Raw genomic sequence first — 15293 nt, 5'->3', positions numbered from 1 at the left:
AAAAAGAGTAAAAAAATGAAAAAATACTTAAAAAAAATAAAAACTAAAAGAAAAATAAAAATCTGAAATATGAAAAAAAAACTAAAAGAAAAATAAAAAATCCGAAATATAAAAAAATAAAATTAAAAGAACAATTAAAAACCATATGGCTAAAAACTATTCCCAGACAAAAAAAACTTATTTTAATTCACAAGCAACCAAAATGAAAATATTTTGGTCAAGGTTTTTGAGGCGAAGCCTCAAAAAGCTTGGCTATTTAATAATCAACTTACCAGTCTTGTTTACTGTTTTGTATGTGCTGTCTCCAGCATATTTTGCAGTAAAACTGTAGGTTCCTTTTTTATTTAAGCTTACGTTAACGCTTGCAACACCTTTAGCATTTGTTTGTGCCTTGTAGGTTTTTCCATTAACTTTGAAAGTGATCCATTTATCTTTAATAGGGTTTCCCTTTGCAGATTTAAAGGTTGCAGTCAATGTTTTAGTCTTAACGCTTGCTGCGTAAGATTTGTTAGGAGCAACTAAAGTAGGTTTTTGAGTGTCTACAGTGATTTTTGCCACAGCAAAGGAAGCATTGTAGTCATCATTACCAAGCAAACAGATAGCGAAAATGTAATCTCCCTTATAACCAAGATTGATTTGCAATTTAGCATAACCATTTTCATCGGTACAGATTCCGTCCTTTTCAAAGGTGTAGACAACACCATTGAATCCTATTTGCATAGGAGTGTTAGCCATTGAATTGCCATTTTCATCCAATAATCTCCATGTGAAATACTCCCCTGTCTTTCCACCATCCGCTGGAGAAATAGCAGTGGTTTTCATATCCTTAAATACAATCTTAGTTGGTGTTCTTTGACTGGAAGCAAGAGGATTAATTACAGCTCCATTGTTTCCATTTACACTATTTAATATTCCATCATCAAAACTAGCCAATTTATTAGCAGAGTCTTCTAAAATAAGTTTTTCATCTACTTTGTCTAAATAATTGGCAGTTTCATCCTCTGAATCCCCAATATATGATTCACAAAGATTCGCTTGATCAACAGTCTTCAGAATTTGATCTTCATCATTTAAGCCAATATCATCCACTTGACTTAATCCCATATCTTCATTTTCTAGCATTACTGAGTCTAATCCGTCATGGTCAGCTGCGCTGACAGAATTAGCCCCCAATAAAATAAAGACTAGTAAAAATGAAAAAACAAATGTAAACTTTTTCACAGTTTTCCTCCTCATTAATTAGTTTTCTCAAAAGTATTATAATTTTTGTCCATTATAATATTTATAATAATATAACTATTTGTCATAAAACGAACTTATGACACTGAAAAATAAAAAGAAGATGCAAGTAATTTAAACAAAAAAATAAGGAAATTAAAAAAATCGTGAAAAAAAGAAAAAATAACAAAATAGACTAAAAAATACTTAAAAAAAAAAAATAAAAATTAAAAGAATAGCATAAAAACTATTCCCTTTTCGAAATAAGAAAAAATAACAAAATAGACTAAAAAATACTTAAATAAAAAATAAAAATTAAAAGAATAGCATAAAAACTATTCTTTTTTTCTAAATGCTTATTTTAATATCAAAAACCATAAAAAACCAAAATGAAAATATTTTTGGTCAAGGTTTTGCGCCCTGAAGGGGCGGAAAAGCTTGGCGGAAAGCTTGGGTCAAAAGATTGGGCGTAAGCATAGTTAGTTAATAGTCAACTTACCAGTTTTATTTACTGCAGTGTATGTGCTGTCTCCTGCAAATTTAGCAGTGAAACTATAGGTTCCTTTCTTATTTAAGCTTACGTTAACGCTTGCAAGACCTTTTGCATTTGTTTGTGCCTTGTAGGTTTTTCCATTAACCTTAAAAGTGACCCATTTACCTGCAATTGGATTTCCCTTTGCAGTTTTAAAGGTTACAGTTAATGTCTTAATCTTAGCGCTTGCAGCATAAGACTTGTTAGGAACAAGCAATGTGCCTTTTTGAGTGTCTACAGTAATCTTAGCTACAACAAATGAGGCATTGTAGTCATCACCACCAAGGAAACAGACTGCAAATGTGTAAACACCCTTATAACCAAGATTTATTTGCAATTTAGCATAACCATTTTCATCGGTACAGATTCCATCCTTTTCATAGGTGTAGACAACACCATTGAATCCTATTTGCATAGGAGCATTAGCCATCGGATTGCCATTTTCATCAACCAATCTCCATATGAAATACTCTCCTGTCTTTCCACCATCCGCTGGAGAAATAGCAACAGTTTTCATATCCTTAAATACAATATTAGTTGGTGTTCTTGAGCTGTAAGCAGGTGGATAAACTACCTCAAATTCCTTAACGCCATCAATATTATTCACTATTCCATCATCATTCAATACTACTCCAAGAGAATAATTACCTTCCTCTAAGGGCAAAGAGATATTTCCCTTACCATTAGCTACATAGAGAGGATAATAATTTCCGCTTACATTCATGATGTAAATACCATCAATATTTGCCTCTAATGAAATGATAACAGTATTGTTTTCGCCATATCCAACATAGTATCTTATATCCCTTGAAAATGGGAAAATTTCAAAGCTGGCATTTGTAACATGTGTCTCATAGTTAGGATTATCAAAAGACGCATTAGCTTCATAGGTTCTAGGAGGCAAAATGCAATATGTAGAACCCTTTCCACCTTCAACAGAAATGAGCTTAGACACTCCCCCAACATTAAGAACATATATTCCATCAACATCAGCAGTAATGGTTATGTTGACAGAATCAATGGCTTCCTTCTGAACATATGCAGAGACTAAAACCTCATTAACCACTTTCCGAACAGTGAATTCAACATCGACAACATCAGTATTGTAATTCGGATTGTCAAAGCTTACTTTTGCAGCATAACTGCCCGCATCCAAATAAATCAGATTATATCCAATCCTATTTTTAACCTCCACATCAAATATTGTTCCATTAATATCCAAAGTGTAATTGCCATCAGCATCTGCAGAAATGATGATTAATGTAGGTTCGCCATATATAACATCATCAACACGTACATCTAAATTATTCTCTGCTTTAAGAACATTAAAATTAATGGAAGTGGTTCCAATAATCTTATAATTGGCATCATCATATGTCAAAGTAGCTTCATAATTTCCTGCAGGCAATCTCTTGGAAACATTTGTCACAGCAGAACCATCAAAGACCAAGCGTATGAGAGATCCATTGATATCAATAGTGTATTTTCCCCCATGGTCATCAACCATGACTTCAAAAACTGATGGGTTGCCATAAACAACATCATGAGTAAGGAAAGATGCAAAAACATGACCCTTCAGTATATTGAATATAGTGGAATCTTCGCTTGCTGAGTGATTTTCATCACCATTATTGATAACAGTAAGATTATAATGGCCTACAGGCAAGATAGGAATGCCAAACCATATTCCAGAAAGGTTTTCATTCATGAATACAATATTTCCATCACAATCATAGACAATTACACTGAAAGTAGTTAGATTCTCAGCTTCGACTTTAACATCATACTCATGAGGATATTCAAACTCTTCTATTTCAGGAACATCTATAGAGGAATTAGCTTTCAATAACTTAAACAGTTTGGAGTCTTCACTTGGGTAAATTTCAACATTGCCTATATTGAAAACAGTAATCTTATAATAATCAGGACTTAAAGGCAAATCAGCAATTGAAACATAATAATCATCAGTCAATGTATCAAGATAAACTGTTCCATTTAAATCAGTGATAAGAACCCTGACTTCTTCGGAACGATTTACAATATCGAAAAAATGTCTTCTGGAATATTTGGATAAGTATACTCAACTTTATCCTCTAAGTCAATATCAACAGAACTTGAAGATTTATTTAAAACCAAATCAATAGTTGAACCTATATAATCATAATAGAGGTCATCAAAATGGTATGCATTAACCTTGTAATAATAATGATCCAAATCAGTAGGATTGAACTCAATTCTACCATCATCATCAGTTAATAATGTCACATTCTTAACTGTAACCATTCCAATGTAATCAATAATTTCAATAGTGACTTCAATACCAGAAGTGGCTAATGTAGGATAAGAATCATCACTGTTTACCACTCTTCCTTTCCAATAGCTAACATTACGGAAGGATGCATTTGATTCTACAACAACTCCATTAATATATAAATTGCCGCCGTAAAGCTGAACCATAATCCTATGTTTTTCATAAGTCAACTCTAACTCTGTAGATATCTCCTTATTGTTAAGGAAAATGCTGTTTTCAGCATCTAAGCTATTTGCATTCAATGCAGAAGCAGTTTTAGCTTGGTTTCCATCGAAATTAGAGTTATTAACTACTGCATCACCAGTACAGTAAACTCCACCACCATAAGATGCAGTATTATTAAAGAAATTTGAATTATTTATTATGCAATTTCCATTAACTTGAAGGGCACCACCGCTATTGCCCACAGAGTTATTGATGAAAGTACAGTTTTCAATGAAAACAAAGTCATTAGATAAAACCGCACCACCATTATTAGCAATACCATTGACAAAATTAATGTTTTTCAAAACAATATTTTTGGCTTTAATGTCAAATATTCTAGCAAGGCCAGTTCCATCAATAGTATGACCTTAACCATCAACAACAAAATTGTCCTTGGATATCACAACACCATTCTTATAGTCTCCATCATTAACTGAACTGAAGATATAGTCATTATCCAACTTCAATTCATTACCAGTTGCACGATTTATCTTATTTTGAAGTGTTGTAAACTCATAAAGATCTTCAGGAGTTGATTTGCTTTTAATTTCAAATGGCACTTGGATTGAATCTTTGATGAAAAATCCTTGACCATCAAATTCCACCATAAAAGAATAGTTTCCAACTTCCAAATCATGAACATCCAGATATGCATATCCATAACCTTTGTTAAGATGTACAGTTTCATTGCCATTTCCAAAGCGAACTAAACAGTCTCCAGTAATTGATTGGTTTGAATACACTCCACAAAAATATTATCTTCTTCACCTTTGATTACAGAACTGCATTTAGCAGATAACTGAGGGTCTAAAAAACTAATGTTATCATTAAGGACTTCCCTACCAAAAACTTTAACGATAAAAGGCAATTGACATAATTCATTAGGCAATATAGTTATATCAATAGCATTATTCCTAACAGAATATTCAAACTTTTTAAGTTTGGTTTCATCAAAGACAAATGAAACATCCTCAGGCTTTATATTTAATGCATAACTAGCCGGGAAAGTGTAGCAAGTTGAAAATATAATCCTAATATCGTTAGTTAGACTACCCGGATTTAATTCATAGTCTGTGATAAGATAATCCACATCCTTTCCAATCCAATATTTCTCAGGGGCATAAGGTAGATTACAGTAAACTAAAGCATTGCTAAAATCAGGATTATTAGTACCATACCACTTTTGATTAGCATCGGAATAGTGAGTTGTGGAATATACAATTGTACCTTTTTTTGCAGTATTGCCTAAAAAAATATTTCCTTTTGTCTCCACTATAGAACATGAATAAATTGCTCCACCTCTATCATCTGCATGATTGTCTATAAATACACATGATTGACATGAATATCCTCCTACTTTAGAATAAATTGCACCACCTTCTCCTCCAGAGGCAGTATTTCTTATAAATGTAGAGCCTTCTATACTATTAAATCTTAATTCATTAATATATAATACCCCACCATTGTCTCCTGCAACATTTCCTTCAAAATAAAGAGGATCTTGATATATCCATAGGCAACCTGCTACATAAACTGCTCCACCACTATCTTCAGCACGATTATTAATAAATCTGCACCCCTTAAGGCGTAGGTCAGTTTTTGAGTAAACTGCACCACCATCTCCATCATCACGAACAGTATTAGAATCAAAAGTGCAATGATAAAGTTCCAACTTACCGTCAGTTCTTACGGCACCACCACATACCTCTTCAACCATATTTCCAATAAAAGTGGAATCATTTATTATCAATGTGTTGCCGCTTCTATCAGCTACTGCACCTCCACTATCCTTAGCATAGCAATTTTTAAATGTACAATTGACTATAGTACCACTTCCAGAACCTTCAATGGAGATGGCTCCACCATTATCACCATCATTATTATAACAGTTAATGAATTTAATATTCTTAAAGGTAACATGACTGGACTTGATTACAAAATAATGGTCATGATGGTCACTTCCAGCTAAATCAATAGTATGTCCTTGCCCATCAATGATTAAGTCCTTGGTACCAGCATAAGTGATAATTAGCTTATCATTAATTGTTTTGATGTCACGACATAAGCGAAGGGTGTTTGAATGTTCCTCTGGAATTTCTTCCTGATATATTACAGAGAGATAATGGCGTAAGCTTTCACCTTGATCTGTACCACGAAGTTGCATATATGATATGAATAAGTTAAGATCTTCCAAATCATTAGCAAAACATCTTACATCTGGAAGAGAATCATCTTCAAGAATGCCTTCTGCACCATTTGCTTCAACAACAGGTTCGACTACAGAAGAAGAAAGAGCAGAATCCACACCAACAGACCCCACTACAGAAGAAGAAAGAGCAGAATCCACACCAACAGACTCAACTACAGAAGAAGGATGAGCAGAATCGTCATTGACAAGATTTTCTTCATCAGCAGGTTCTTCTAAAATAAGTTCATCATCAACACTGCCTAAATCATTGGCAGAGACATCTTGTGAATATCCAATATCGGTTTCACAAAGATTTGCTTGATTATTATCATTATTTAAAATTTGTTTTTCTTGATTTGAGCCAATTGCATCTTCTTGACTTAAACATATATCCTCATTTTCTAGCATTACTGGGTCTGGTCCATCAGCATCAGCTGCACTGACAGAACAAATCCCAAATAAAATTAAAACTAGTAAAAATGAAAAAATAAGAGTATATTTTTTCACAGTTTTCCTCCCATTATTTAGTTTCTTAAAATAGTTAATATTTAACATATTAATTATGTGCATTATAATATTTATAATTATTATAACTATTCATTATAGCAAAAATGTTTAATTGCAAAAACCAAAAATAATCCTCTAAAATGATTTAAACTTAGAATAAAAGATAATAAAACAGAAAAAAAATGAAAAAGATAATGAAAAAGATAATGAAAAAAAAACAAGCCAAAATCTTAAAAAAAAAAAACAAGATAATAAAAAATATTAAAAAAATGCAAAAAACACCTAAAAAAAAATAAAAATTAAAAGAATAGCATTTAAACTATTCTTTTTTCTAAATGCTCATTTTATTTATTCAAAACCAAAATGAAAATATTTTTGGTCAAGGTTTTGCGCCCCGAAGGGGCGGAAAAGCTTGGCGAAAAAGCTTGGCTATTTAATAGTCAACTTACCCGCCTTGTTTACTGCAGTGTATGTGCTGTCTCCGGCATATTTTGCAGTGAAGCTGTAGGTTCCTTTCTTATTTAAGCTTACGTTAACGCTTGCAACACCTTTTGCATTTGTTTGTGCCTTGTAGGTTTTTCCATTAACCTTGAAAGTGATCCATTTATTTGCAATAGGGTTTCCTTTTGCAGTCTTGAATGTTGCAGTTAATGTTTTTGTCTTAGCGCTTGCTGCGTAAGACTTGTTAGGAACAACCAATGTGCCTTTTTGAGTGTCTACAGTGATTTTCGCTACAACAAATGAAGCATTGTAGTCATCGTCACCAAGGAAACAGATTGCAAAGGTGTAAACTCCTTTATAACCAAGGTTGATTTGCAATTTAGCATATCCGTCAGCATCGGTAATGATTCCATCCTTTTCAGCAGTGTATACAACACCATTGAATCCTATTTGCATAGGAGTGTTAGCCATTGGATTGCCATTTTGATCAACTAATCTCCATGTGAAGTATTCTCCTGTTTTTCCACCATCAGCAGGAGAAACAGCAACAGTCTTCATATCTTCAAAGATAATCTTAGTTGGTGTTCTTTGACTGGAAGCAGGCTGATGAACCACTTCAAATCCATTAGAACCATGAACAGTATTTAGGAATCCCTCATTGGTCAATATCGGTTCAATAGTATAACTGCCCTCATCTAAAGACAGGGAAATGTTTCCCTTACCATCAACTATATAGATAGGATGATACTCTCCTTATTATTCTCCTTTATATTATTAATTTTATATATATATCAACTATATAGATAGGATGATACTCTCCACTGACATTAAACATATAGACTCCATCAATATTGGATTCTGCTAAAATAATTTTGGAATTGTTTTCTCCATCCTTAACAACAATATTGATTTCCCTTTGAATTACTGGAACTACAAAGCTGGTGTTATGTATAACTGTCTCATAGTTAGGGTTATGGAAAAATCCATTAACAGTATAGCTTCCTGGAGACAATACTAAAAAGATGAATGCCCTTCCATTCACAACTTCCATACCTTTTCGCATGTCATTAATAACAACATTACAGTATCCATCAGCTTTAGCCTTAATGGCTATGGAGACATGATCAGGGAAGTCTTCTGATACATCTGCAATGATAAATACCTCATTTAATGCAGGATTGACAGTAAATGTAACAATGTTGGCAACAGTATCATAATTAGGATTATCGAAGCTTGCAGTTGCATAATAAGTGCCTGCAGCACCTAATTCCAATTCAATGGACCCAGTATTATTTATCACTTCAACATCATATACTGTTCCATTTACATCAAGGGAATAGATTCCATCGATATCTGCAGTAATACCAATTAATGCTAAATTGCCGAAAGTCACATCATCTACTTGGACAATCACATTGTTTGGACTTTGGAGAACTTTGAAAGTATTGTAAGTGACTCCCATAAGTTCATAATTGGTATCGTCATATGATAAGGTCGCTTCATAGTCTCCTGCAGGCAGTGACATTGAAAGATTAGCCTTACCATTTTCAGGGATTAAAAAGTGATTGATCCTTCCACTAACGTTAAGAGTGTAGTATCCACCTTTAGCAACTAAAATTTCGAAAACGGTTCGGTTGCCATAATAAACGTCATGAACAAGGAAAGATGCCAAAATAACACCTGGCTTAATGTTTAATATAGCAGAGTCTTCGCTTTCAAAGTGATTTTCATTACCATTGTTTATCACTGTTAAGTTGTATTGGCCAACAGGCAATACAGGAATGTCAAACCATTGTTGAGGATAATTTAACTCTTCAAATACGACATTTCCATCCATATCATAAACAGTTATATTTAAGCTTGTAAAGTTTTGAGCTTCAACCCCCAATTCAAATGGATGAGGGTAATTCACTTCCCCAATTTCAGGAAGGCTTACAGTGGTATTTGCCTTTAATACTTTGAATAGCTTAGATTCCTTGCTTGGCTCAATTTCCATATTACCAACATTGAAAACGGTTATATTATAATAGCCACGGCTTAAAGGCAAATCACTAATCACTACATAATCATCATCAGTTAACTGATTTAAATAGACATTTCCATCCATATCAGTAATGTTAACTATGACCTCTTCTGTACGATTAACAATAGTGAAATAAATCCTATCTGGAATATTAGGATAATTGAATTCAGCCTTATCCTCCATATCAATACTTACAGAACTTGAATTTTGATATACTATAAAGTCTCCAGTTGTATTTATATAAGTGTAATATGCATCATCTGGATGGCATACATTAAATTTATACAATGGATGTTCTAAATCAGTCGGATTAAAGTATACCTTACCATCTTTATCAGTTACTAAAGTGACATTTTTAACAAGTTCCATACCAATATAGTCAATGACCTCTATATTGATACTTACACCAGGATTACTTATTTCAGGAATTTCATCATCAGTATTGACTATTGCACCATTCCAATATGTGACATTTTCAAAATGCACAACATTTGCTGTAACTGCATTGATATAGAGATTGTAACTACTAAATGTAATCTCAGCCCTATGATTCTCATAAGCCATTTCTAAATTGTATGAATCCCCCTTATTTTCAAGGAAAAGGCTGTCTTTAATCATTAGAATATTATAAGAGTATATTGCTGAACCAATAAATGCATAATTTCCAGTGAAATTGGAATCTCTTACAAGCAGGTACGCATTAGCACATATTGCACCACCATAAACTACTGCAGTATTATTGAAGAAATTGGAACCTTCAAGGACAGCATCATTTATCAAGTAGATTGCACCTCCATCATCAGCAGAGTTTCCAGTGAAATTACATGTTTCAATAGCACCGCCATTAAAGTAGACAGCACCACCTACAGTTGCATAATTGAAAGAGAAAATGCAGTCCTTCATTAAACCATCATTAATATAGACAGCACCGCCATCATCAGCAGAGTTTCCAGTGAAATTACATCCTTTCACAGAACCGCCATTCAATTAAATGGCACCGCCATCTTTAGCATTATTATCTGCAAAACTACAATTTTCAATCAAACCATAATTAAAGTAAACAGCACCGCCATTAACTGCAGCATTGTTATCGGAAAAATTGGAATTTATTAGAGTTCCTTCAGCAGCAAAATAGACTGCACCAGCTTCATTTGCAGAATTTCCAGTGAAGGTACAATTATCCACAATACCCTTTTTATTGAAAAATATGGCTCCACCTGCAGTTGAAGACTTACCATTAATGATATTTAGATTTCTTATTGTGACATTTTCAGCTGGAATCATAAATATCCTAGCAAGTTGAATTGCATCAATGCTATGTCCGTTTCCATCAAAGACAAAATTGTCACAGGATATTATAACCCCATCTACATAATCCCCATCATTTTCTGGAGAGAATAGATAGTCATGGTCCAAGACCAATTCGTTATCGGTTGCATGGATTATCTTGTTTTGAAGTGTTGTAAACTCATATACATTTTCAGGAGTGGATTTCTCCTTAACTTCAAAGGATATGAGAGCAGTGACCTTAGCGAAGAAATCAGTACCAGGATAATTTACAAGAGCATCATACTTTCTACAATCCCAAGCAGAAATATTTAAAGGTGCACATCCATAACCATTGGTGATATTTACAATAAAGGAACTTGGAATCAAACCATTGACAGTCACTTCACCGTTAATTCTTTCATCCAAAAATACTTCAAGCAACTCAATGTCCTCATCACCTTGGATTATATTATAACAGTGGATAGAGAGTTGAGGATCAATCCTATTAAAATCGAAAGATGAAGTAAATGGAACTCCATAGACTTTAAGAGTGACATTTATCCTGCCAAAGTCTGTAGTGACTACAGTTGCATTGATGTCATTATTCCTTATGAGCACATCCAATACATCCACTTTCTTATCAAAAGTATATGCAAGATCAGAAGGTGTTACGAAAAATTCATTTTGAGGAATTTCACCATTTTTTGTCCTGAATCCTGCAATAATATTAAAGTAATCGCCCATTGATTCTACATCAAAAAGATTGAAAACACAATAGTTATTATCTACATCTGAACGACGACGTGCCTCATTATAATTCACAAAAGCATTATTGAAATTAGGATTGTTGGTCCCATACCAGTTTTGATAAGCCCTTGTTGATAAAGCATTAGAATATGCTATATTTCCATAATCTCCTGCAGAGTTACCTATAAAAATATTATTGATTAACTCCAATTCAATATGATTACCTATATTTTGGTATATTGCACCTCCTTCATCATCAGCTTTATTTCCTATAAAGACACAGGAACTAATAGAGCGTGATGATTCGGTTATATAAAAAGAAATTGCTCCACCTTGATAAGTTAAAACTTCATTACCTATAAAAACCAAATTTTTAAGAGGATTAAGGAAATGGATTATGCACATTGCTCCCCCATGTTCATCAGCCATATTATCAAAGAAGTAACTGGGAGTGTCCTTATTATCTACATCAATGGCATAAACTGCACCTCCATCAGCATCTGCATAATTATTTCTAAAAGTACATCCATCAAGAGTTAATGGAGGAGCATCAACGTTAGAATAAACAGCACCTCCAAAAAAGTCTGCTTTATTAGATTGGAAAGTGGAATTAATGAGTGTTACCTTACCTGAAGAGCAAATAGCACCACCACTCTTATCATCAGCCTCATTTCCAATGAAAGTGGAATTTATTACAGTTAAAGTGCTGCCGGAACCCGCATATATGGCCCCACCATAATCATCCGCCCAACAGTTCTTAAAAGTAGAATTGATTATTGTGCAAGTTCCAGAACTTAAAAATGAAATTGCTCCACCATCACCTGTATCATCATTATATCCATTAATGAAATTAATATTCTTAAAGGTGACACTACCTGAAGAGACTTTAATGTAATTATCGTGGTCGTCGTTTCCTCCAAGATTAACAGTGTTGCCTTGTCCATCTATGGTAATATCCTTTCCATGTGTAAGACATATTACTATCTTTTGGTCAAGAGCCCTAACATCATAATGTAAAATGAGAGTGTTGCTGTGTTCCTTTGGAATTGCTTCCTGGTAAACATTTGACAGATATTCACGAATTACTTCTCCTTCTGGAGTGCCACTTAAATCCATCATGGCGATATATAAATTAAGATCTCCTAAATCAACAGCCATACACTTTACATCAGGAAGAGAATCGCCAAGTTTTCCATCTGAATTATCTTCAACACTAATTGCATTATCAACAGATTCATCCGCTGGAGAGGAAAGTGCAGATTTTCCACTGTCTTCATTTCCATCAGCAGGTTCATCTAAAATAAGTTTTTCATCATTTACACTACTAATATCATCAGTAGCTTCATTTTCCATCAAGTTTTCATTAAAATTAGTTTCGCCTTGATTTATTTCAAGATTCTCATTTTCTAGCATTAGTGGGTCTGAATCATCAATTTCAGCTGCACTTGCGCAACTGACCCCCACTAAAAGTAAAACTAGTAAAATAGAAAAAATAATAGTATATTTTTTCATCATTTTCCTCCTTTATTACACTAGTTAATATAGTTAATATTAAACGTTAATGTATTATATATTTTAATATTTATTTTTGATATAATTTTTTAATATTTTATTTTAAACAATCATATTAATTTTTATAAAAAAGTAGTTCATAAAAGATGAAAAATTCAAAAAAAATGAAAGTTAACAAAAAATAAAAAGAAAAAAAATGAAAAACTACTAAAAATAAAAAAATGGCTTTGTTGAAATCCTATAAATTTATATAAAAATTTTTAAAAATTAATGTTAAAAATATTTAAAATAAAATTTTAAAAAAGGTTTTCAACAGCACCCTAAAAAAATAAAAGAAAAGCAAATCAATAAAAAAAGGAAAAAAATTTAAAAAAACAATGAAAAAGAAAAAGTTGCAGATGTTTTAAACATCCACGATTTAACTTATTTTATTACCAAATTTGCAGTCTTGTTCACTGCTGCATAGGTACTGTCTCCAGCATACTTAGCTGTGACCTTGTAAGTTCCTGCCTTGCTAATGCTTAGATTGAGACTTGCAACACCCTTATCATTTGTTTTGGCATTATATGTTTTGCCGTTTACAGTAAATGAAATCCATTTTCCTGCAATGACTTTTCCAACAGCGGATTTAAAGCTTGCAGTCAAGGTCTTGGTTTTGGCGCTTGCTTTGTAAGACTTGTTAGGAACAGTCAAGCTAGGTTTTTGAACATCTACATGAATCTTTGCAACTGCAAATGATGCATTGTAGTTTTCATTTCCTAAGAAGCATATTGCAAATGTGTAGTCTCCTTTGTATCCAAGGTTTATTTGGAGTTTTGCAGTACCATTTTCATCTGTACAGATTCCATCCTTTTCATAGGTGTATACTACACCGTTGAATCCGATTTGCATAGGAGCGTTAGCAATTGCTTTTCCGTTTGCATCTTTCAATGTGAAGTAGAACCATTCGCCAGTTTTGCCTTCAACAGGTGCAACAGCTATTGTGTTCATATTCTCAAATTCAATCAATGTAGCGTTCTTGGCTACAACAAAGTAATTTGTGCCAATTGAAGAGGAATGAGTTGCGTTTCCTTGGAAGCTTGCTACAATAGGATAAGTGTCTGCACTTAAATTTTCAATCTCAAGTGAACCTACACCATCAGTTATATCTACCTCTTGGGCCTTATCTTCAACAGTCACATTAAGCTTTCCATTTAATTTGATACCCTCAGAATCAATGAATGTGAAGTTAATCACTGCCTTTTCTCCATAAGAGATATTATTTACAGTTACTGTAATGCTAGTATTCAAAACAGGACTCAAAGTGGATAAATAGAGGTAATCAGAACTTGTAAGATAGTTATTGTTTCCTTTAAATACTGCATAAGCAGCATGAGATCCTGTTGCCAAATTGCTGAGGTCACACTCATAAACTCCATTAGATGTGGTTATTTCCTGTTGATTATCATCAATGGTCAAGTAAACTGTTTCGTTGAGTTTTTCACCATTTATTCCATCGAGAGTGACAGTTAACTTGTCATCTGCATAAGCAAGAGCAAGATTTGAGTTTGCTTTTTCTACAAGCACTTTCACACCTTTTGTCTCGGAAATGTAATGAGTTTCAACGAAATCATCCAAGAAATGAGCATTAAAATCCCATACTCCTGCAACTGTAGCTTGAAGGTCCCTTGTACCTTTACCTCCTTGAACAGATACAATAAAAATCATAGGCTGCATACCATCGTTTATATCACAGACAAGGCTTCCAGTTAAATTGTTTCCTGCAGAGTCAGTTACATTTTCAACAGTTACAGTAAGAAAATCACCATATGTACCATTGGAAACAATCATATCAAAGTATGCTGAATTGAAGATAAAGGCAATTTTTTCTGTGTCATTTACAACAGCATTGTACTTATCATTGCCATCGAACCTTACAGTAATCGGATAAGTTCACGGTAATTCATTCATAATATCTCTCCTTCAATAATTTCCATCGAACCTTACAGTAATCGGATAAGTTCCGCCAGGCAAGTCAGGGATATCCATGTAATCTTCCCCATCAATTAATGTTTCATAGTAATATCTGCCATTTACCTCAACAAGGACATTAGCATCTATAGCTTCACCAGTAAAAGGATCAGTGAGCCTAATGCTAATGTAAGCAGTATCTCCAGGCATTAAATCATTTTTTCCAACCATAACCTCCAGTTTAGGACTTATTTTAGCATCAACCTCACATATATTTATATTAGCAGTTTTAGTCACGGATATGTGGTTTTCATCAGTGATTGTTGTTAATTCCAATGTGTGATTTCCAATAGCCAATATTGGGATTTCAATTGAAAAATCATCCACTTCT

General features: G+C 33.4%; 10 protein-coding genes. All 10 read right to left on the bottom strand.

Features of this window, described 5'->3' with window-relative positions; translation table 11 throughout:
* Positions 1-252 precede the first annotated feature (252 nt).
* Entirely contained in the window at positions 253-1221 is a 969-nt protein-coding gene (locus QZV12_RS07710; RefSeq protein WP_295619747.1) for an Ig-like domain-containing protein, read from the bottom strand.
* Between the two features lie 476 nt (positions 1222-1697).
* Entirely contained in the window at positions 1698-3722 is a 2025-nt protein-coding gene (locus tag QZV12_RS07705; RefSeq protein WP_295619745.1) for an Ig-like domain-containing protein, read from the bottom strand.
* 62 nt (positions 3723-3784) lie between these two features.
* Positions 3785-4570, bottom strand: coding sequence for a hypothetical protein (locus QZV12_RS07700; RefSeq protein ID WP_295619743.1), 786 nt, complete (start codon positions 4568-4570; stop codon positions 3785-3787).
* 63 nt (positions 4571-4633) lie between these two features.
* On the bottom strand, positions 4634-5008 hold the full coding sequence (locus tag QZV12_RS07695) for a hypothetical protein (protein ID WP_295619741.1): 375 nt from the start codon (positions 5006-5008) through the stop codon (positions 4634-4636).
* Complete coding sequence (locus QZV12_RS07690; protein ID WP_295619739.1) at positions 4972-6960, bottom strand: right-handed parallel beta-helix repeat-containing protein; 1989 nt, start codon at positions 6958-6960, stop codon at positions 4972-4974. The genes QZV12_RS07695 and QZV12_RS07690 overlap by 37 nt, the downstream gene beginning before the upstream one ends.
* Before the next feature lie 429 nt (positions 6961-7389).
* Positions 7390-8067 (bottom strand): Ig-like domain-containing protein, encoded by a 678-nt coding sequence (locus tag QZV12_RS07685; protein WP_295619737.1) that lies wholly within the window; start codon positions 8065-8067, stop codon positions 7390-7392.
* A gap of 100 nt (positions 8068-8167) precedes the next feature.
* Complete coding sequence (locus tag QZV12_RS07680) at positions 8168-10411, bottom strand: hypothetical protein (protein ID WP_295619735.1); 2244 nt, start codon at positions 10409-10411, stop codon at positions 8168-8170.
* Complete coding sequence (locus tag QZV12_RS07675) at positions 10412-12904, bottom strand: hypothetical protein (RefSeq protein WP_295619733.1); 2493 nt, start codon at positions 12902-12904, stop codon at positions 10412-10414. It abuts the gene before it with no gap.
* 471 nt (positions 12905-13375) lie between these two features.
* On the bottom strand, positions 13376-14782 hold the full coding sequence (locus QZV12_RS07670; protein WP_295619731.1) for an Ig-like domain-containing protein: 1407 nt from the start codon (positions 14780-14782) through the stop codon (positions 13376-13378).
* Positions 14783-14914: 132 nt separating this feature from the next.
* Positions 14915-15289 carry a hypothetical protein gene (locus tag QZV12_RS07665; RefSeq protein ID WP_295619729.1) on the bottom strand — a complete coding sequence of 125 codons (375 nt, stop codon included), beginning with the start codon at positions 15287-15289 and terminating at the stop codon, positions 14915-14917.
* Between the last annotated feature and the right edge of the window lie 4 nt (positions 15290-15293).

The sequence above is a fragment of the uncultured Methanobrevibacter sp. genome (assembly GCF_902769175.1).
In the GTDB taxonomy this organism is placed as follows: Archaea; Methanobacteriota; Methanobacteria; order Methanobacteriales; family Methanobacteriaceae; genus Methanobrevibacter.
This window is presented reverse-complemented; position numbering and strand designations above follow the sequence as displayed.

Excerpts from the sequence above, each read along its gene's own strand:
- QZV12_RS07670 (WP_295619731.1), bottom strand. The coding sequence starts at position 14,782 with ATGATTGTTTCCAATGGTACATATGGTGATTTTCTTACTGTAACTGTT.